This window comes from Kitasatospora sp. NPDC085464, assembly GCF_044541955.1.
GTDB lineage: Bacteria > Actinomycetota > Actinomycetes > Streptomycetales > Streptomycetaceae > Kitasatospora.
Window position 1 is genome coordinate 1 of the sequence record NZ_JBITTM010000018.1, and the last position, 20,406, is coordinate 20,406.

The window sequence follows — 20,406 nt, forward strand, 5'->3', positions numbered from 1 at the left end:
AGTCGGCCTGGTCGACTTTCTGTGCATTTTGACGGTTCGGCGCGGGCTGGTTTTTGCCGACCGGTCTACATATTTGCCCCGGGGCGGCATCGGGCCCGGGGCGGTGCGCGAGAAATCGGCCAGACCGACTTCTCGCGCATCCCTCACGCCTACCTCGGGTGGCACATCTGCCGGAACGACGCCGCCTCTAATGCGTCGCCGTCGATGCCGTCGGCGACGCCGTCGGTGTTCCCGCCCCGGTCGGGCGCGGCGAGGGGCTGTTCGTCGCGGGAGCCGTCGGGGTGCCGGAGGGGGACGGGGAGCCGGACGGCGTGCCGGCCGGCGGTGTCGTCGACGGCGAGCCCGACGGGGAGGGTGCGCCCGTGGCGGTCGGCGAGGGGGAGTCCGTCGGCGGGGCGGACGTCGTCGGGGATGGGGCGGGAGGGGAGGAGGCCGAGCCGCCGCGGTTCTGCGGGCCGCCCTCCAGGGTGACCACCGCCTGCGAGGGCGGCAGTGCGATCCGGGCGGTCCAGTGCGTGGTCGGTGCGAGGTCCTCGTCCACGGTGACGATCACGGTGATCCGCTGGCCGGGCGCGAGCGTGCCGGAGTCGCGGCTGAGCCGGAGCCAGCCGGCGTCCGTCACCGCGTGCCAGCGGATCTCCGTGGTGCCGGAGTTGGTGAGGGTGAGGACCGTACGGCTGCCGTACTCGCCGGCCTCGACGGTGAGCAGTCCGGCCGGGGCGGGGTCGGGCGCACCCGGTCCGGAGGTCCGTTCGAGGACGGGGGCCGGGGCGGCGACCAGGGTCGGGCTGCCGAGCGGGGTGGCGCCGTGGGCCGGGACGGGGACCACGGCGCCCTGGAAGGTCAGTCGAGGAAAACCGGGAAGCAACGTTTCTGCAGCGTTGCCCCCGCCCGTCCCGGCCAACTCCAGCCCCGGTCCGCCCTGCCCGACCTGGCCCCCGCCCCCCGGCCGCGGCTGTGGTGACCGCTGTCCGGCCGCCGGGCCTGCTTCGTTCACCTGTACCGCGGACACCGAGGCCGCCGCCCCCGACCCGCCGCCCCGGTGCCCGGCCCAGAGCGCGACCACCGGCGCAGCCAGCACGGCCGCGAGCACACCCGTGGTCACCACCCGCCGACGGACCGCCAGTCCGCGCCCCGCGTCCGGGGCCCGGTGCCGGGGAAAGCCGCTCTGGTCGAACCGCAGCCCGGGCTCGGCCACCACACGGCCGAAGCCACCCGCGGCACCCGCGACACCGGCGACGCCCGCCCCACCAACGACACCCACGCCGCCCACGCCGCCCACGCCACCCACTGCGCCCACTGCGCCCGCCGGAGCAGCCAGCAGCGGCAGCCCGGACAGCCCCGCCGCCCCCTCCGCCGCCTCGTCGGCCACCCGCTCCGCCGTCCCCCGGCAGGTCGGGCAGTCCACCACGTGCTGCACCAGCTCCCGCCGTAGCGCCGGGCCGAGCACCCAGTCCCGCCAGGACTCCGCCCCGGCGCCGCCGAGCCGGTCCAGCTCCGGGCAGCTGCCCACGCCGAGCACCAGCAGCGCCGCTCTGGTCCGGGCGACCTCGGCCTCCGCGCCGACCAGCAGCACACGGGTCCGCTCGAACGGCAGGCCCAGCACCGCGGCCACCTCCAGCGGCGTCAGCCGGTGCCGGACGGAAAGCTCCAGTGCCTCGCGCTGCTCGGGGTCGGTGCCGGCCGCCTCCGGCCAGGCGAGCGAGGCCAGCTCGCGCCGCCGCCGGGCCGTCTCGATCTCGCTCGGCTCGGCCCCCGGCGCCCGCCCGGCCGCCCGTCCGAACCCGGCCCCGTGCCCGGCCGCAGCCCCGCTCCAGGCCGCAGCCCCACCGCCGCCCGAGGCTCCGCCACCGCCCGAGCCCCCACCACCGTCCACAACCCCGGCCCCGGCCCCGTCGGCGAGTCGCCGCAGGCAGCAGTACCGGGCCAGTGAGAACAGCCAGGCCCGTACCAGCCCGGGCTCGGCCAGCCGGGCGCCGTGCCGCTGCGCCAGCTCACGGACGTCGCGCAGGGCGTCGGCGGCGGCGTCGTGCTCGCACAGCACCGAGAGGCAGTAGGTGAACAGGCCGTCCACCTGCCGGTCGTACGCCGCGAGCACGGCGGAGGCCTGCGGCCCGGCCGGCCCAACAGTTCGCGTTGTCACCTGTCCGACGGTAGGGAAGCCGGACGGCCCGGCCCCGCCATTCGCCGCGTATGTACTTCTTTCGGGTAACAACATCGCCCATCTGTGTGGACGCGCGGCGAGCCCGGTGGCGGACCGCCGCTGTCGTACCCAGGCGCTACCGTGGGCCGCATGCCTCCGCGTTCCAAGACCACCGCCAAGCCGCGCCCCGCGTACCGCTGCACCGAGTGCGGCAACCAGCTGCCCAAGTGGGTCGGCCGCTGCCCGGAGTGCAACGCCTGGGGGACGGTCGAGGAGTACGGCGCGGTGCCGATCCGGACGACGGCCGCCGGTCCGGTCAGCGCCCCGGCCCGCCCGATCGCCCAGGTGGACGGCCAGGTCGCGACGGCCCGCTCGACGGGTGTCCCGGAGCTGGACCGGGTGCTCGGCGGCGGGCTGGTGCCCGGCGCGGTGGTGCTGCTGGCCGGTGAGCCCGGCGTCGGCAAGTCCACCCTGCTGCTGGACGTCGCGGCCAAGGCGGCCACCGACCGGCACCGCACGCTCTACGTCACCGGCGAGGAGTCGGCCGGCCAGGTCCGGCTGCGCGCCGACCGGATCAACGCCCTCTCCGAGCACCTCTACCTCGCCGCCGAGCAGGACCTCGGCGCGGTGCTGGGGCACATCGAGGCGGTCAACCCCGGCCTGCTGATCCTGGACTCGGTGCAGACCATCGCCTCCGCCGAGCTGGACGGCGCCCCCGGCGGCCCGGCCCAGGTCCGCGAGGTGGCGGGCGCGCTGATCCGGGCGTCCAAGGAGCGCGGCATGGCCACCCTGCTGGTCGGCCACGTGACCAAGGACGGCCAGATCGCCGGCCCGCGCCTGCTGGAGCACCTGGTGGACGTCGTGCTCAGCTTCGAGGGCGACCGGCACGCCCGGCTCCGCCTCATCCGAGGGGTCAAGAACCGCTACGGCGCGACCGACGAGGTGGGCTGCTTCGAGCTGCACGACGAGGGCATCGTCGGCCTGGCCGACCCGTCCGGCCTCTTCCTGACCAGGCGTGACAAGCCCGTCCCGGGCACCTGCCTCACCGTCACCCTGGAGGGCAAGCGCCCGCTGGTCGCGGAGGTGCAGGCGCTGATGGTGGATTCGCAGATCCCCTCGCCGCGCCGAACCACCTCGGGCCTGGAGTCGCCCCGGATCGCGATGATCCTGGCCGTCGTCGAGCGGCACGGCGGGGTGAAGCTCGGCAAGCAGGACATCTACACCGCGACGGTGGGCGGGGTGAAGCTGAGCGAGCCGTCCGCCGACCTCGCGGTGGCGCTCGCGGTGGCCAGCTCCTCCACCGACACCCCGCTGCCCAGCAACCTGGTGGCGATCGGCGAGGTCGGCCTGGCGGGCGAGGTGCGGCGGGTGACGGGCGTGCAGCGCCGGCTCGCCGAGGCGCACCGGCTGGGCTTCACCCACGCCCTGGTCCCGCCGGACCCGGGCAAGGTGCCGCCGGGCATGAAGGTGGTCGAGGTGTCCGACATCGGCGAGGCGCTGCGGGCCATCCCGGGCCGCCGACGGGCCGCCGCCAAGCCGCGCGGCGAGGGGCGTACCGAGGGGCGTGCCGAGGGCCGTGCTGAGGCACCGTCGGCGCCGCCGGCCCCGCGCTCGGCCCGGGTCGCGGCCTACCCGGAGGAGCTGATGGACGGCTGGGAGCCGCTCGACTCCGACGAACTGCGCTGACCCAAGCCCTGCCGCAGCCACACGCAGTTAGACTTTCCCCAGTCTCATTGGCCAGAAGGCAGTACCGAGCGGTACTGAGCGACAGAGCAACAGACCGCGGACCGGCGCACGGCGCGAGGCGCGCGGCACGGGGTCGACCGGAGGAGTCACGTGGCAGCCAGCGACCGGGGGGCGGACAAGGCCTCCCGTGAGGAGGCCCTGCTGCGGGCCTCCCTCACCGCCATCGCGCCCGGCACGGCGTTGCGTGACGGCCTGGAGCGGGTCCTGCGGGCCAACACCGGCGGCCTGATCGTGCTGGGCATCGACAAGACCGTCGAGTCCCTGTGCACCGGTGGCTTCGTCCTGGACGTCGAGTTCACCGCCACCCGGCTGCGCGAGCTGTGCAAGCTGGACGGCGCGGTGGTGCTCGACAAGGACATCACCAAGATCGTCCGCGCCGGTGTGCACCTGATGCCGGACTCGACCATCCCCACCGACGAGACCGGCACCCGCCACCGCACCGCCGAGCGGGTCAACCGGCAGACCGGCTACCCGGTGGTCGCGGTGTCGCACTCGATGCGGCTGATCGCGATGTACGTCAACGGCACCCGCCGGGTGCTGGAGGACTCCACCACCGTGCTGTCCCGCGCCAACCAGGCGCTGGCCACCCTGGAGCGCTACAAGCTGCGCCTGGACGAGGTGGCCGGCACGCTCTCCGCGCTGGAGATCGAGGACCTGGTGACGGTCCGGGACGTCACGGCCGTCGCCCAGCGCCTGGAGATGGTGCGGCTGATCGCCACCGAGATCGCCGGCTACGTGCTGGAACTCGGCATCGACGGCCGTCTGCTCTCGCTGCAGTTGGACGAGCTGATCGCGGGCGTGGAGCCGGAGCGCGAACTGGTCGCCCGGGACTACTTCCCGGAGCGGGCCGCCAAGAAGGGCCGGACGGTCAACGAGGTGCTGGCCGACCTGGAGGCGCTCACCCACGCCGAGCTGCTGGACCTGCAGACCGTCGCCAAGGCGCTCGGCTACTCTGGCACGCCGGAGTCCCTGGACTCCGCCGTCTCGCCGCGCGGCTACCGCCTGCTGGCGAAGATCCCGCGCCTGCCCAACACGGTGATAGAGCGCCTGGTCGAGCACTTCGGCGGCCTGCAGAAGCTGCTCGCCGCGAGCATCGACGACCTCCAGACGGTCGAGGGCGTCGGCGAGACCCGGGCCCGCTCGGTCCGCGAGGGCCTGTCCCGCCTTGCCGAATCGTCCATCCTGGAACGCTACGTCTGATCCGACGACGTGCGGACGGCCCCCGGGGAACGCTTCCCCGGGGGCCGTCCCGCGTCCGGGCCCCGGGTCACCGTTCCGGGAGCTCCGTAACCCCGCAACCCGTAACCCGTAACCCCGCAACCCGTAACCCGTAACCCGCAACCCGTAACCCCGTAGCTCCGGAACCCCGTTGCCCCGGAACGCCGGAGCCCCCGGCCGCGGCGACCGGGGGCTCCCGAACGGAGTCGACCGACCCTCAGTTGTCCAGCCGGATCGAGGTCCGCGCCGAGACCTTGTCCCCGGAGAGTCCGGTGAGCTCGGCGAGCACCACGTAGGTGCCGTTCGACGGCGGGGTCGGGTCGGCGGTCGCGCACTGCGGCTTGCTGCGGCTGCGGTCCCAGGTGAAGGTCTCGGTCTGGCTGCCGTTCGCCGCCAGCTGCACCCAGATGCTGCCCTTGTCGGCCGGGCAGTCGCCGGAGGACCAGACCCGCTCGCCGTTGCTGGCGCTCACGGTGATCGCGGAGGCGATCCGGCCCAGGTCCACCCGGCAGTTGGCGCCGGTGGAGTTCTTGACCGTCAGGGCGAGCCGCGGCTTGTCCTTGGGCTGGAACGAGTTCTGGGTGCCGGCCAGCTCCAGGGCGACCTGCGAGGAGGCGCAGACCGGAAGCGCCATGACCTCGGGCGTGTTGAACGCCGGGACGCCACCGCCGGAGCCACCGGAGCCGCCGGTTCCGCCCGCCGCACCGCCACCGGTGCCACCGGTGCCACCGGCACCGCCGGAGCCACCCGAGCCGCCGGAGCCGCCGGCGGGAGCCGGGTTGGCGCCGCCGGTCGAGCCGCCGCTGAGGTTGACCTCGGTGCCGCCGCCGCCGGCCACCGGGCCGCCGCCGGGACCGCCCGAGCCGCCGCCCGGGCGCGCGGCGGGGCCGCTCGGTGAGGCGCCGGGCGTGATGGCCTGGGCAGGGCTCTGGCTCTGGGACGGAACGGCCTGTGCGGCCTTGCTCTGTGAGCCGCCGTCACCGCCTCCGCCCTGATCGGTCATCAGCCAGGCGATCAGGGCGATGACCGCCGCGACGGCGGCGAGCACGACGACGCGCCGACGCCAGTAGATCGAGGCCGGCAGCGGTCCCACGGGTTGACGCAGAGAGGGCACGACCAAACTCTACGAGACTGTGTGTGGCGATTGACTCACCAACACCGCACAGTCGTCCCTTCCTTCACATGATCCGCCATTTGATCCGTTCGAGGGAGCCCCGAAGGGCTGATTCTCCGGAGCTTCTCCGGGAACTTCTCCGGATCCTCTCCGGGACCCTCTCCGGGACGTTCTCCGAAACGTTCGCCGGCGTGACGTCCGCGGGGATCACCGGCGTGGTCTCCGTGATGCCGCCGGATGGTCCTCCGGTGGTCCTCCGATGGTCCTCCGGTGGTCCGGACCTCTCTGCTCCACTTCGGCCGGGTCGGAGGGCGTGGGAGGATCGAAGGGCCATGACTGCCATCACCGCCACCGCCGCCGCCGGGACCGACGACGCCCGGCTCCCGATGCCCCTGCCGCTGTTCCACTCGACCGTCCTGGACTGGTACGAGGCGACCAAGCGCGACCTGCCCTGGCGGGCCCCGGACGCGACGCCCTGGGCGGTCATGGTGAGCGAGTTCATGCTCCAGCAGACCCCGGTCAAGCGCGTGCTGCCCGCCTGGGAGGCGTGGATGACCCGCTGGCCGACCCCCGCCGACCTCGCCGCCGAGGCGGCCGGCGAGGCGGTCCGGATGTGGGGCCGGCTGGGCTACCCGCGCCGCGCGCTGCGGTTGCACGCGGCCGCGGTGGCGATCACCGAGGAGCACGGCGGCGAGGTCCCGGACGACCACGCCACGCTGCTCTCGCTGCCCGGGGTGGGGGAGTACACCGCCGCCGCGGTCGCCTCCTTCGCCTTCCGCCAGCGGCACGTGGTGCTGGACACCAACGTCCGGCGGGTCTTCGCCCGTGCGGTGACCGGCGTCGAGTACCCGGCCCAGGCCACCACCGCCGCCGAGCGCCGTACCGCCACCGCGCTGCTGCCCGCCGATGCCGGGACCGCCGCCACCTGGGCGGTCGGTGTCATGGAGCTGGGCGCCCTGGTCTGCACCGCGCGCGGCCCGGAGTGCGGGGAGTGCCCGCTGTTCGCCGGCTGCGCCTGGCAGCGGGCCGGCCGCCCGCCGTACGAGGGCCCGGCCCGGCGCGGGCAGTCCTACGAGGGGACGGACCGCCAGGTGCGCGGCAAGCTGCTCGCGGTGCTGCGGGAGGCGCACGGCGCGGTCGAGCAGGCCCGGCTGGACGCGGTCTGGCCGGACGCGGTGCAGCGGGCCCGTGCCCTGGACGGCCTGGTCGCGGACGGCCTGGTCGAGCCGGTCGAGCAGGGCGTCTACCGCCTGCCGCAGTAGGACGGAACGGCGGCGCCCCCGGAGGAGGACCTCCCGGGGGCGCCGCGGTCGTGCCGGGTCGTGCGGTGCGGAGCGGGGACCGTCAGACGGCCGCCGCCTCCAGCGAGGCCTCGGCCGGCTTCTCGCCCTTGCCGGTGCCGCGCAGCGGCACCTCGCGCAGGAACAGCGCGGCGGCGATCGCGATCACGGCCACCCCGGCGCCCCACAGGAAGACGGTGTGCATGCCGTTGGACACCGCGTGGTGGTAGGCGTCCTGGATGTTCTCGGGGAGCTTGCGCAGGGCGGCCGGGCTCATCTGGCCCGGGTCCTTCACGCCGCCGCCGGCGGCCTGCTCGCCGAGCTTCTCCTTCATGGTGTCGGTCACCCGGTTGTTGAACAGGGCGCCGAACAGCGCGACACCGAAGGAACCGCCGATGGTGCGGAACAGGGTGGCGGTGGAGCTGGCCACGCCCATGTCCTTGAGCTCGACGCTGTTCTGCGCGACCAGCATGGTGATCTGCATCAGGAAGCCCATGCCGGCGCCGAGCACGACCATCCAGCAGGCGGAGGTGAAGCTGCTGGTCCCGACGCCCATGGTGGAGAGCAGGACCATGCCGGCGGTCATCACGATCGTGCCGATGATCGGGTAGATCCGGTACTTGCCGGTCTTGGTGACGGCCTGGCCGACCACCAGCGAGACGACCAGCATGCCGAACATCATCGGCATCAACAGCAGGCCGGAGTTGGTCGCCGACGCGCCCTGGACGATCTGCTGGTAGAGGGGCAGGAAGACGGTCGAGCCGAACATCACGAAGCCGACGATGAAGCCGATGATCGAGACCAGGGTGAAGTTCAGGTTCTTGAACAGGGTCAGCGGGAGCATCGGCTCCTCGACCCGCTGCTCCACGTAGCAGAAGGCGATCAGCGAGGCGGCGGCGAGCGCGGCCAGGCCGAGGATCTGCTTGGAGCCCCAGGCGTACTGCTGGCCGCCCCAGGTGGTGATCAGCACGAGCGAGGTGATGCCGACGGTGAGCAGGATGGCGCCCAGGTAGTCGATCTTGGCGGTGCTGCGGACCTTCGGCAGCTTCAGGGTCACGATGACCACGGCCAGCGCGACCACGCCGAGCGGCAGGTTGATGTAGAAGGTCCAGTGCCAGCTCAGGTGGTCGGTGATGAAGCCGCCGACCAGCGGGCCGCCGATGGTGGCGAGGGCCATCACCGCGGCGAACATGCCCTGGTACTTGCCGCGGTCGCGCGGCGGAACCAGCGCGCCCATGATCGACATGACGCCGACCATCAGGCCGCCGGCGCCCAGGCCCTGCACGGCGCGGAAGCCGATCAGCTCGTTCATGTTCTGCGACAGGCCGGACAGCGCCGAGCCCACCAGGAAGATCACGATCGAGGTGAGGAAGGTGCCCTTGCGGCCGTACATGTCGCCGAGCTTGCCCCAGATCGGGGTCGAGGCGGCGGTGGCCAGGGTGTACGCGGTGACCACCCAGGACAGGTGCTCGGCGCCGCCGAGGTCGCCGACGATCGTCGGCATCGCGGTGCCGACGATCAGGTTGTCGAGCATGGCCAGCAGCATGGTGACGACCAGGCCGACCATGACGAGGCGGATCTCGCGGGGTGACCGCGGCTGCTCCTCCTCGGCCGTCTTGTCCTCCGGCACCGGAGCGGCGGTCTTGGACTGTGACATGAGGTGGGGTCTCCCGGAGGGTGCTTGGGACGCGCATCCGCGCCGCTCGGCGGCTACTTACTTGACGCCCGGCTAGTTTCTTGTAACGTCGGCACGGTAAGTTGTTCCCTAGCCGGTCGTCAAGCCAGTTTCCGAACCGGCCACCTGGGCAGGGAGAATGTGCCCGGGGCGGACGCCACCCCGGGGATCCGCAGAAGTCACCGACGCAGTCATGAGGCAGGCCATGGGCACTCCGCACAGCCCCCGCAGCGACACCCGGGCTCGCATCATCGAGGTGTCGCTGGAGCTCTTCTCCGAGCAGGGGTACGAGCAGACCTCACTGCGCGAGATCGCCGACCGCCTGGGTGTGACCAAGGCCGCGCTCTACTACCACTTCAAGACCAAGGACGACATCGTCCTGGGCATCGTCGAGCGGATGGCCGCGCCGATCGACGAGACCATCGAGTGGGGCCGCAAGCAGTCCTGGAGCCCGGAGATGCGCGACGAGCTGATCCGTCGCTTCGCGGACGGGATGGCCGAGCGGGCCCCGCTGCTGCGCTTCTTCCACGAGAACCAGCCCGCGCTGCGCGAGTCGCCGGCCGGGCTGGCCTTCCGTGACCGCATGATCACCATGATGCAGCTGGTGCACGGGCCGAACGCGGGCTTCCCGGACCGGCTGCGGGCGGCGATGGCGCTGTTCACCGTCCACTCGTCGCTGTTCCTGCTCAAGCAGGACACCGCGGACTGCGGCCACGCCGAGAACGTCTGGGGCGAGCCGCTGGACACGGCGGCCACGCTGGACGAGGCGATCCGGGCGGCCCGGGAGATCGCGCTGGAGATCGGCGGCCGGATCAGCCACCCCGCACCGCCCGCGCCCGCGCCCGCCCCGCCGGCACCGCCTGCCCCGGCTCCGCTGGCGCCGCCCGCACCTGCTCCGGCCCCGCCGGCACCGCCCGCGTCCGCCCCCGTCGGTCCGTGAGGGACGGTCAGAAGTTCGTGACGCCGTGCCCCGAGAGGTACGCGACCGGGTTGACCACCGCGCCGTAGCGGTTGCTGGTGCGGATCTCGAAGTGCAGGTGCGGTCCGGTCGAGTTGCCGGTGCTCCCCGAGAGCCCGATCCGCTGGCCGGCCGACACGTGCTGGCCGGCCGAGACCGCGAGCGAGGACATGTGCGCGTACTGCGCGAAGTGCCCGTCCGCGAGCCGCAGCACGACCTCCTTGCCGTACGCGCCGTCCCAACCGGCCGACACCACGGTCGCGTTGCCGACCGCCAGCAGCGGCGTTCCCGGGGAGACCGCGAAGTCCACCCCGGTGTGGTACCCGGCCGCGTACTCGCGGTTGGCCACCCCGTACGGATTGCTGGTCGGCGCGTTCGGCACCGGCGCCGACCACTCGGGGGCGGGGGCGGGCGCCGGTGCCGGGGCGGGCTCCGGTTCGGGTGCCGGCGCGGCGGCCGGCTCGGGCTGCGCGGCCGCGGCCGGGGCGGGCGGATCGGCGGGCAGCAGGTTGGCCGCCACCGCCACGGACTGCTGGGCCGAGGGACCGTCCCCGGGCAGCTTGTACGCGCTGGGCCCGGCCACCTGGACCAGTCCCGGTGCGGGCACTTCCGCCTGCGGCGCGGTGAAGGCCGAGCTGCCCGGCGTGGTGGGCCGCACGGTCTGGGCCGAGGCGCTGCCGGGCGCGGCGACCAGCAGCACGCCGGCCAGCAGCGCCGCGGCCGCTCCGACCGAGGCCAGCGCGTGGTCGTGCTCGGCCCGCTGACGGCTGCCCGGCAGGGTGGTGTGCCGGGGCGTGGCGAGCGTGCGCAGCGGTGCGACATGGGCCCGGACGGCGTTGTCGAGCCGGGGCTGCCAGGTCGTGCGCAGCGGCGTGACGCGGGTGCGGACGGCGTTGTCGATTCGGGGCTGCCAGGTCGTGCGCAGCGGCGTGACGCGGGTGCGGACGGCGTGGCCGAGCCGGGGCTGCCAGGCCGCCGCCTGGGCCGCCGTACGGGCGGCGAGCCGGCGCAGGGTCGGCCCCACGGGCGGGACGGTGGACATCGGTGGCCGTACCTCACGGGTCGAGACGGGGCAGCACGACGGGGCCCGTCCGGGGCGCGTGCTGAGCGGGGGACCACACAGGTCTAACCGGCACCGGGCGCACTCCCAAACGGTGTGACGTACTACCGCGGCTAGTCGGTGCGGCGCCGGATCCCCGGACCGGCGGGGCGACGATCACGGGGTCCGGTCGCCCACGACCGCTCCCGGACGGCTCGTCGGCCCGTCCGGCCCCGCTACTACCGCCGGTCGTACCGAGGCGAGGGCCTGTGACCAGTACCACCTGCGGCCGGGGTTTGACGGGCGCGAACCGCCTTCGTCCGAACCGCTTGCGTCCGCACCGATGACCGGTCGGGTCCGCTGCGGGACCATCGACCCATGTATGGCAACAGGAGCGAAGACCCCGACGCCGGTGGCCGCCCGAGCCCGGCGGACCGCCGCTTCGCCGCCCTGCGCGGCTGCGAGCGCATCCTGTCCGGCGTCCGGCCGCGGACCATCCGCGAACGCCTCGCGGACCTGGCCGATCCGCCTCCGGACGGGAAGGGAGCCGCCCCCGATCTGGACGACCGGCCGGACCAGTACGGCGACGGCGTGGTCCGGGCCCTGGAGCTGCGGGTCGCCGGGCTGCTCGGCACCGAGGACGCGGCCTTCTTCCCGACCGGCACGATGGCCCAGCAGGTCGCCCTGCGGATCCACGCCGAGGCCGCCGGGCTGCGCACCGTCGCCACCCACCCGCTGGCCCACACCGACCGGCACGAGCGGCACGCGCTGGGCGTCCTCACCGGCCTGCGCAGCCTCTGGCCGACCGTCGCGCCGCGCCAGCCCACCGCCGAGGAGGTGCGCGCCCTGGACGAGCCGTACGCCGCGCTGAGCCTGGAACTGCCGCTGCGCGACGCCGGGTTCGTGCTGCCCGACTGGGAGCGGCTGCGGGCGCTGGCCGCGGTGGTGCGGGAGGAGCACGGCGCGGCGCTGCACCTGGACGGTGCGCGGATCTGGGAGTCCGCGGTCGCGCTCGGCCGCCCGCTGCCGGAGGTCGCCGCCCTGGCCGACTCGGTCTACGTCTCCTTCTACAAGACCCTCGGCGGGATCAGCGGTGCTGCGCTGGCCGGTTCGGCGGGCTTCGTGCGCACCGCCGGGGCCTGGCGCCACCGCTACGGCGGGCAGCTCTTCCAGCAGTGGCCGTTCGCGCTGGCCGCGCTGGCCGGTCTGGAGCGCGAACTGCCGCTGCTGGAGGGGTACGTGGCGCACGCCCGGACGGTCGCCGAGGGGCTGGCCCGGGCCTTCGCCGCCGTCCCCGGCGCCCGGGTGCACCCGGCCCCGCCGCACACCCACCAGTTCCGGCTCTGGCTGCCGTACCCGGCCGAGGAGTTGGAGGAGGTCTCGCTGGAGCAGGCCGAGGAGACCGGGATCGGGCTGTTCGGCGCCTGGCGCGAACGCGAGCTGCCGGGCCTGGCGATGACCGAGGTCACGGTCGCCTCGCCCGCCCTCGACTGGACCGGCGCCGACGTCGAGGTGGCGGCCGCGGCCTTCCTGGACCGGCTGCGGACCCGCGTCGGCCGGCCCTGACCAGGCGCCGGCCCTGACGGGCTGCCGGCCCGGAGAGAGACCGGGCAAAGCGTCCGGCCCGCCCCCGCGGTGCGGGGACGGGCCGGACGTGGTTCCGTCAGAGCTGCCTGGTCACAGGCTGATCGCTACGGGCTCGATCAGTTGTCGACCGGGCGGACCCGGATCCAGGTCTCCAGGTAGTTCGAGGACTCGTTCTCGACCTCGATGCTGGTGCCGGTCTTCGGAACGTCAACACCGCTGTACGGGTTGTCCTTCGACCACCAGGACTTCAGGTCGGAGAACTCGTCGACGCCCTTGGCCTTCGGGATGACGGTCTCGACGCCGGCCTTGTGCAGGGTCAGCGCCGGGACGCGGCGGGAACCGAAGGTGGAGTCGGAGCCCTGCATGCGCGGACGCATCAGGGTGCCGTCCGACCACTTCATCGGCGCCGGGTGCGAGTCGACCGGCAGGACCAGGCCGTGGCCCGGGTGGGCGCTGACGTTGTTGTCGGTCTGCGACTCGTCCCAGTACCAGATCAGCAGGCCGGGCTGGTACGCGTAGTGCTCGACCCAGTTCGGCTTGTCGGCGAAGCCGAAGTTGTACGGGCCGGTCTTCAGCGTCTGGTCGAACGACACGTACTGCTTGTTCTCCGCGATGTAGTACTGCGCGTAGTCCTTGGTGTACGAGCCGCCGAAGCGGGTGAAGCCGGTGGCGGACCAGCCGTTGACACCGTTCTCCACGTCGTCGCTGAACACGGTGGCGCCGTCGGCGGTCACCGAGACGTTGTCCACCGCGAAGCCCTTGTAGTGCAGGCCGCCGTCGGTGGTGTTGTGGTAGCGGAACTGGATCTTCTGGCCGGCGTAGGCGTCCAGGTTGAAGGACAGGTCGCCCCAGGTGGCGGCGAGGCCGTTGACGGCCGGGCGGCCGTTCTCCTTCGGGAGCGCGGCGCCGTTCCAGGTGCCGTCCACGACGGTCCAGGTCTTGCCACCGTCGGTGGAGACCTCGCCGAAGGCGTAGTCGAAGTCCGGCTCCAGCTCGTACCAGGCCTTGGCGTTGATGCTGGCCTTGGTCTTGCCGGTCAGGTCGACGTCACGGGTGAGCGTGACGTTCAGGTTGTCGGCGCTGCCGCTCCACCACTCGTTGCCGCCCGCGAACGGCTTGTTGATGTCGGTGGTGATGCTCTTCTTCGGCAGGTCGACGAGGAGCGCCTGCGGCAGGTCGGTGTTGTACTCGACCGGGCCGATGTGGTGCGTCGACTCGGTGCCCGCCTTGGCGCGGTCGACCTTCAGCCAGCCGAGCTGGTACTTGCTCCAGGCGTCGAGGTCGTTCGGCATGTCGCCGATGCTGTCCTTGCCCTCGCCGAGCCAGGAACCGGAGGACATCAGCGACCAGAAGCCGACCGAGTTGTCGATGCCCTTGCCGGCGGTGTCGTAGAGGTCCGGCAGACCGAGGTCGTGGCCGTACTCGTGGGCGAAGACGCCGAGGCCGCCGTTCTCCGGCTGCATCGTGTAGTCGCCGATCCAGAGGCCGGAGTTGCCGACCTGCACGCCACCGAGCTTGTTGCCCTCGGGGCCGGCCTGGCCCGTCAGGTTGCCGTAGACGTAGGAGCGGTGCGCCCACAGGGCCTTGGTGCCCTGCTTGCCGCCGCCGGCCGACTTGTCCTCACCGGCGTGCACGATCTGGAAGTGATCGATGTACCCGTCGGGCTGGTTGAAGTTGCCGTCGTGGTGCGAGCCGTAGCGGTCCCACTGGTCGTACTGGGCCAGCGTCGCCTTGATCTGGGCGTCGGTCTGACCCTTCGCCAGCTGGTCCTTGTACCAGATGTCCACGGCGTCGCGGATCAGGTCCTGGGCGCTGGCGCAGACGTTGGAGCCGCAGTAGTCGGAGCCGTACCGGGCCTCGTTCCACGGGACGCGGACCCAGTCCGAGACCACACCGTCGACCGAGTAGCGGCCCGAGGACTGCTTCTCGTAGAAGGTCTTCAGCGAGGGCTTGTCCTTGCTGAAGTAGAGGTCCTGGTAGTGCGCCTGGTTGTAATCGGCCTGCCAGGCGGTCGAGTTGTTGGTGGCGCGGTCCGGAGCAGCGATCTCGTTGTGCTTCGGGCCGGGCTCACCGCCGTACTTGACCTTGCCGTCGGCGGTCTTGGTGGTGTTGTCGACCTGGTCGCCGAAGTCGACGAGGATCGTGAAGATCTTGTCCGTGCGCTCACGGGCGAGCTCGACGTACTTGTCCTTGCCGAGCTTCACGCTGGTGCTGCCGTTGTGCTGCTCGACCTGGGCCGTGCCGTTGAGCAGCTGCTCGGTGGCGGCCTTGTGCTCGGCCTCCTCCTTGGCGGTCAGCGGACCCGGGATGTTGTGCTCGGTGTTCTGGACGGCCTCGGCCGGGTCCTTCGGCACGGGGGCCGAGCCGGCCGCGACGGCGGTGCTCGGGAACAGGCCCGCGCCGAGCGTGACTATGACCGCTGCGGCCGTCGCGGCTGCAGCGGTTCTCCTGGTGTTCTTCAACGTTGTGACGTCCTCCCCGACCGGGGCCAGCTCATGGCCAAAGCCCGGCAAACCAAAATGAAAGACAGGTGGACGTCATTTGATACAAGCGTGCATAAAAAAGATAGACCTTGACCGTGACATGGTCACGGCGCTATGCTCCGCGACTTCCCATCAGCTGGCCATCTGTCAACCGTATGTTCGTTAAAGCTGCCTGAGAAATCGACCGCACGCGTACCAACCAGCCCGGAAGCCACCCGTCCGAGTCCGCGGCGGCAGGCGCTCCGACGGGGCGGAACGCACCGAGCCCCCGGCGTGAACGCCGGGGGCTCGGTTGCTGTGAAGTTGTCTGTTAAAAGTTGGCTACTTCGTCAGGTCCGGACCTGACGAGGCGACCGCAGCCGGGGTGTCCGCGACGGCCGACTTCTCCTCGCCGCGGAAGGTGAACTTGGCTTCCTTGCCCTCGCCGTCGACGTCGACGACGACGATGTGACCGGCCCGCAGCTCACCGAAGAGGATCTTCTCGGAGAGGTGGTCCTCGATCTCGCGCTGGATGGTGCGGCGCAGCGGACGGGCACCCAGGATCGGGTCGTAGCCGCGCTTGGCCAGCAGCTTCTTGGCCTCGACGCTGAGCTCCAGGCCCATGTCCTTGTCCTTGAGCCGCTCGTCCACCTTGGCGATCATGAGGTCGACGATCTGGATGATGTCGTCCTCGGACAGCTGGTGGAACACCACGATGTCGTCGACACGGTTCAGGAACTCGGGGCGGAAGTGCTGCTTGAGCTCCTCGCCGACCTTCGCCTTCATCCGCTCGTACCCGGTCTGGGTGTCACCCGTGGCCGCGAAGCCCAGGTTGAAGCCCTTGGAGATGTCCCGGGTGCCGAGGTTGGTCGTCATGATGATGACGGTGTTCTTGAAGTCGACCACGCGGCCCTGGGAGTCGGTCAGGCGACCGTCCTCCAGGATCTGCAGCAGCGAGTTGAAGATGTCCGGGTGGGCCTTCTCGACCTCGTCGAAGAGGACGACCGAGAACGGCTTGCGGCGGACCTTCTCCGTCAGCTGACCGCCCTCCTCGTAGCCCACGTAGCCGGGCGGGGAGCCGAACAGCCGGGAGACGGTGTGCTTCTCGGAGAACTCGGACATGTCGAGCGCGATCAGCGCGTCCTCGTCGCCGAAGAGGAACTCGGCGAGCGTCTTGGACAGCTCGGTCTTACCGACACCGGACGGGCCGGCGAAGATGAACGAACCGCCGGGGCGCTTCGGGTCCTTGAGGCCCGCACGGGTGCGCCGGATGGCCTGGGAGAGCGCCTTGATGGCGTCCTTCTGGCCGATGACGCGCTTGTGCAGCTCGTCCTCCATGCGCAGCAGGCGCGAGGTCTCCTCCTCGGTCAGCTTGAAGACCGGGATGCCGGTGGCGGTGGCCAGGACCTCGGCGATGAGCTCCTCGTTGACCTCCGCGACGACGTCCATGTCGCCGGCCTTCCACTCCTTCTCGCGCTTGGCCTTGGCCTGCAGGAGCTGCTTCTCGTCGTCGCGCAGGGACGCGGCCTTCTCGAAGTCCTGCGCGTCGATCGCGCTCTCCTTCTCGCGGCGCACGTCGGCGATCTTCTCGTCGAACTCGCGCAGGTCCGGCGGCGCGGTCATCCGGCGGATGCGCATCCGGGAGCCGGCCTCGTCGATCAGGTCGATCGCCTTGTCCGGCAGGAAGCGGTCCGAGATGTACCGGTCGGCCAGGGTGGCGGCGGCGACCAGGGCGGCGTCCGTGATGGAGACCCGGTGGTGGGCCTCGTAGCGGTCGCGCAGACCCTTCAGGATCTCGATGGTGTGCGGCAGCGACGGCTCCGCGACCTGGATCGGCTGGAAGCGGCGCTCCAGCGCGGCGTCCTTCTCCAGGTGCTTGCGGTACTCGTCCAGGGTGGTGGCACCGATGGTCTGCAGCTCGCCGCGGGCCAGCATCGGCTTGAGGATGCTGGCGGCGTCGATGGCGCCCTCGGCGGCGCCCGCGCCGACCAGGGTGTGCAGCTCGTCGATGAACAGGATGATGTCGCCGCGGGTGCGGATCTCCTTGAGCACCTTCTTCAGGCGCTCCTCGAAGTCACCGCGGTAGCGCGAGCCGGCCACCAGGGCGCCCAGGTCCAGCGTGTAGAGCTGCTTGTCCTTGAGCGTCTCCGGGACCTCGCCCTTGACGATCGCCTGCGCCAGGCCCTCGACCACGGCGGTCTTGCCGACGCCGGGCTCACCGATCAGCACAGGGTTGTTCTTGGTGCGGCGGGACAGCACCTGCATGACCCGCTCGATCTCCTTCTCGCGCCCGATGACCGGGTCGAGCTTGGCCTCGCGGGCGGCCTGGGTGAGGTTGCGGCCGAACTGGTCCAGGACCAGCGAGGTCGACGGGGTGCCCTCGGCGGGCCCGCCGGCCGTGGCCGACTCCTTGCCGCCGCTGGTCTGGTAGCCGGAGAGCAGCTGGATGACCTGCTGGCGCACCCGGTTGAGGTCGGCACCCAGCTTGACCAGGACCTGGGCGGCGACGCCCTCGCCCTCGCGGATCAGGCCGAGCAGGATGTGCTCGGTGCCGATGTAGTTGTGGCCGAGCTGCAGGGCCTCCCGCAGCGACAGCTCCAGGACCTTCTTCGCCCGGGGCGTGAAGGGAATGTGACCGGACGGGGCCTGCTGGCCCTGGCCGATGATCTCCTCGACCTGCTGGCGAACGGCCTCAAGAGAAATCCCGAGGCTCTCCAGGGCCTTGGCGGCGACGCCCTCGCCCTCGTGGATCAGACCCAGGAGGATGTGCTCGGTGCCGATGTAGTTGTGGTTGAGCATCCGGGCTTCTTCCTGAGCCAGGACGACAACCCGCCGCGCGCGGTCGGTGAACCTCTCGAACATCGTTTATCGCTCCTCAGAGCGGTCGGGCAGTTCGGGGTCCGTCCCCGCCCTGTCCTTCCGCATGCTAGTCCCGCTCAGCGGCGCGGCCCACGGATTCACTCCCCGGTAGAGGAGAGAGATGCTGCGCGACCAGCCGACACCAATCCCAACCTGATGCTGGGAAACGGTGTTCCCACTGGTGGGCCGGATGCACCGGAATCCGCTACGCCATCGGCGAACAAGCGCCGCCGGGGCGCGCCCGGACCCTCTCCGACCGGTCGCGCATACTGCCCCTGGACAGGTCCGAGAACCCGTCCACCTGCATTCATACCCGGTATCGGGGCGGTTCTCGCGCAGTTTCCGCGGTGGCGGTGTTCGCCTGGCGAGAAGTCGGGCCGCGGTGACGGTGGTTCAACGGCGGCCCGGATGGTCGGTACGCCATCCCGGTGGTGTCCGCGTTACCGCTTCGCCCCTACAGCGTTGCACAGCTCGTGATTGTTCCGCCGCCCGAGCCCGCACCCCGGACGCCTCCCGGTGCCGGTGGCGCCGTGGCCGTCCGGGCACGCGCCGCGGTCGTCCGGGCACACGCCGCGGGGCGCGGAGGAGACTCCTCCGCGCCCCGCGCGTGTGTCGTCGGTGCCGTGCGCGGCAGCCGGGGCCCCGCATCCGCTCCGGCGTGCCGGCGGCGCCGGGGTCAGGACGCGTTGGCCTTGTCGTAGGCCTCGCGGACCGTGCTCGGCACGCGGCCGCGGTCGTTGACGTCCATGCCCTGCTCCTTGGCCCACGCGCGGACCTTCGCGGTGTCCGGAGCGCTGCCGGAGGGGCGCTGGGCGGCGCCGCGGCCCGGGCGGCGGGCGCCGGCAAGCCGGCCGCTCTGCTTGCGGCCCTTCTCCACGTACGGCGCCAGCAGGCCGCGGAGCTTGTCCGCGTTGGCGCTCTTCAGGTCGATCTCGTAGGCAACGCCGTCGAGCGCGAACGTCACCGTCTCGTCCGCCGAACCACCGTCGAGATCGTCTTCAAGAATGACCTGCACCCTCTGTGCCACGGGCTTCCCTTTCCGCTAAACGACCCATTGCCTAAGGAAAGGAAAGCGCTTTTCTCCGGAAAACACAAACCCTTGACCCGGGCGGAGCCGGTCAGAGGTGCAGCAGCATGCGCGAGTTGCCCAGTGTGTTGGGCTTCACGCGCTCCAGGTCGAGGAACTCGGCGACGCCTTCATCGTACGAGCGGAGGAGTTCTTCATAGACATCCGTAGCGATCGCCGCCGGGTCTGTCGTACCATCATCGGTTTCCTGGACCTCCCCGATCTCGACGAAACCGTGTTTCGCGAAGAACGGGACCTCGAACGTCAAGCAGAAAATCCGACGGACGCCGAGCCAGCGGGCCGTCTGCACGAGCTTCTCCAGCAGCAGGTGCCCGATGCCGAAGCCCTGGCAGACCGGATCGACCGCGAGCGTCCTGACCTCGGCGAGGTCCTCCCACATCACGTGCAGGGCGCCGCAGGCCACCACCGCGCCGTTGTCGTCGCGTTCCGCGACCCAGAACTCCTGGACGGATTCGAACAGTGTGACAGTGGGCTTGTCCAGCAGAATGCCGTCGCGCGAGTAGGCGTCGATGAGCCTGCGTACTGCCCGCACGTCCGTGGTCCGTGCGCGGCGGATGGTGACCTCCATGGCGGGACGTTATCGCGTCGCCCCGGGTGCGGTCCCACCGGTATCCGGTCCGCCGGTATCCGCCTCGGCGGTATCCGGGCCGTCCGCCGGTGCGGAATCCGCCCCCGGCGGATCGGGCGGGAACAGAGCGGCGACCCGCAACGCGTCCCGCAGTGCCTCGCGTTGCTCGGGCGACATCAGGCCGAAGAAGTGCACCAGGGCGGCCGCCGGATTGTCACTGGTGGCCCAGGCGTCGTTCATCAGGGCCGCCGTGTACGCCTCACGCGAGGAGACCGGTTCATATCGATAGGCCCGGCCGGCCCGCTCGCGGCGCAGCCAGCCCTTTCTGTGGAGCTTGTCCAGGACGGTCATCACCGTGGTGTACGCGATTTCGCGTTCCGACTGCAGATCCAGGAGAACCTCGCGAACCGTCACCGGTCGGTTCCACTGCCACACCCGGGTCATGATGGCGTTCTCAAGTTCGCCGAGTTGCCGGACCATAGTGCGGCCAGGATAGGGAGTGAATGGGGCAAATCTTGTGAAGTGCGCCAAACCGGCGCGCCGCCACCCCCGGGATTCGGGAATGGCGGCGCGCCGGTCGTTCGGGGCGGCTGACGGCGTCGGTCGCGGGTCCGCCCGCAGGTCGTCGGGGGCCCGGGGACGGCCCGGACCCCCGGGGGGATCAGTCGAA

Annotated in this window: 14 protein-coding genes; 5 read left to right on the forward strand and 9 right to left on the reverse strand. The window is 71.7% G+C overall.

What is annotated here, in order from left to right:
- Positions 1 to 187 precede the first annotated feature (187 nt).
- Positions 188 to 2,143, reverse strand: coding sequence for a sigma-70 family RNA polymerase sigma factor (locus ACIGG8_RS17490; RefSeq protein ID WP_396548936.1), 1,956 nt, complete (start codon positions 2,141 to 2,143; stop codon positions 188 to 190).
- A 150-nt stretch (positions 2,144 to 2,293) separates the two neighbouring features.
- On the opposite strand from ACIGG8_RS17490, the gene radA reads away from it, so the two are divergent.
- Both radA and disA read left to right on the forward strand, forming a co-directional pair.
- The gene (gene radA, locus ACIGG8_RS17495) at positions 2,294 to 3,829 is read left to right on the forward strand and encodes a DNA repair protein RadA (protein ID WP_350521653.1); all 1,536 of its coding nucleotides are present in this window, start codon (positions 2,294 to 2,296) and stop codon (positions 3,827 to 3,829) included.
- A 201-nt stretch (positions 3,830 to 4,030) separates the two neighbouring features.
- Positions 4,031 to 5,089 (forward strand): DNA integrity scanning diadenylate cyclase DisA, encoded by a 1,059-nt coding sequence (gene disA, locus ACIGG8_RS17500; RefSeq protein ID WP_350521739.1) that lies wholly within the window; start codon positions 4,031 to 4,033, stop codon positions 5,087 to 5,089.
- A gap of 235 nt (positions 5,090 to 5,324) precedes the next feature.
- On the opposite strand, the gene ACIGG8_RS17505 is transcribed toward disA, so the two are convergent.
- Entirely contained in the window at positions 5,325 to 6,221 is an 897-nt protein-coding gene (locus tag ACIGG8_RS17505) for a hypothetical protein (protein ID WP_396548937.1), read from the reverse strand.
- 332 nt (positions 6,222 to 6,553) lie between these two features.
- Between ACIGG8_RS17505 and ACIGG8_RS17510 the strand changes: the two genes are divergently transcribed.
- Positions 6,554 to 7,483 carry an A/G-specific adenine glycosylase gene (locus tag ACIGG8_RS17510; RefSeq protein ID WP_396548938.1) on the forward strand — a complete coding sequence of 310 codons (930 nt, stop codon included), beginning with the start codon at positions 6,554 to 6,556 and terminating at the stop codon, positions 7,481 to 7,483.
- Between the two features lie 82 nt (positions 7,484 to 7,565).
- Here ACIGG8_RS17510 and ACIGG8_RS17515 read toward each other — a convergent pair whose 3' ends face one another.
- Entirely contained in the window at positions 7,566 to 9,158 is a 1,593-nt protein-coding gene (locus ACIGG8_RS17515; RefSeq protein ID WP_350521651.1) for an MDR family MFS transporter, read from the reverse strand.
- A 223-nt stretch (positions 9,159 to 9,381) separates the two neighbouring features.
- On the opposite strand from ACIGG8_RS17515, the gene ACIGG8_RS17520 reads away from it, so the two are divergent.
- Complete coding sequence (locus tag ACIGG8_RS17520) at positions 9,382 to 10,116, forward strand: TetR/AcrR family transcriptional regulator (RefSeq protein ID WP_396548940.1); 735 nt, start codon at positions 9,382 to 9,384, stop codon at positions 10,114 to 10,116.
- Positions 10,117 to 10,123: 7 nt separating this feature from the next.
- Here ACIGG8_RS17520 and ACIGG8_RS17525 read toward each other — a convergent pair whose 3' ends face one another.
- Positions 10,124 to 11,176, reverse strand: a complete 1,053-nt coding sequence (locus tag ACIGG8_RS17525; protein ID WP_396548941.1) for a M23 family metallopeptidase — start codon at positions 11,174 to 11,176, stop codon at positions 10,124 to 10,126.
- Between the two features lie 375 nt (positions 11,177 to 11,551).
- On the opposite strand from ACIGG8_RS17525, the gene ACIGG8_RS17530 reads away from it, so the two are divergent.
- The gene (locus ACIGG8_RS17530; protein ID WP_396548942.1) at positions 11,552 to 12,739 is read left to right on the forward strand and encodes a threonine aldolase family protein; all 1,188 of its coding nucleotides are present in this window, start codon (positions 11,552 to 11,554) and stop codon (positions 12,737 to 12,739) included.
- Between the two features lie 137 nt (positions 12,740 to 12,876).
- Here the strand turns inward: ACIGG8_RS17530 and ACIGG8_RS17535 are convergent, their stop codons facing one another.
- The 5 genes from ACIGG8_RS17535 to ACIGG8_RS17555 form a co-directional block, all read right to left on the reverse strand.
- Complete coding sequence (locus tag ACIGG8_RS17535; protein WP_396548943.1) at positions 12,877 to 15,222, reverse strand: immune inhibitor A domain-containing protein; 2,346 nt, start codon at positions 15,220 to 15,222, stop codon at positions 12,877 to 12,879.
- A gap of 342 nt (positions 15,223 to 15,564) precedes the next feature.
- A complete protein-coding gene (locus ACIGG8_RS17540) occupies positions 15,565 to 18,084 on the reverse strand; it encodes an ATP-dependent Clp protease ATP-binding subunit (protein WP_350521646.1) in 2,520 nt (839 codons plus the stop codon).
- A 673-nt stretch (positions 18,085 to 18,757) separates the two neighbouring features.
- Positions 18,758 to 19,108 (reverse strand): Lsr2 family protein, encoded by a 351-nt coding sequence (locus ACIGG8_RS17545; protein WP_350521645.1) that lies wholly within the window; start codon positions 19,106 to 19,108, stop codon positions 18,758 to 18,760.
- Between the two features lie 91 nt (positions 19,109 to 19,199).
- Positions 19,200 to 19,736: an amino-acid N-acetyltransferase gene (locus tag ACIGG8_RS17550; RefSeq protein ID WP_350627584.1), complete on the reverse strand. Its 537-nt coding sequence runs from the start codon at positions 19,734 to 19,736 to the stop codon at positions 19,200 to 19,202.
- A 9-nt stretch (positions 19,737 to 19,745) separates the two neighbouring features.
- Positions 19,746 to 20,216 (reverse strand): BlaI/MecI/CopY family transcriptional regulator, encoded by a 471-nt coding sequence (locus ACIGG8_RS17555; protein ID WP_350521643.1) that lies wholly within the window; start codon positions 20,214 to 20,216, stop codon positions 19,746 to 19,748.
- Positions 20,217 to 20,406: the final 190 nt, after the last annotated feature.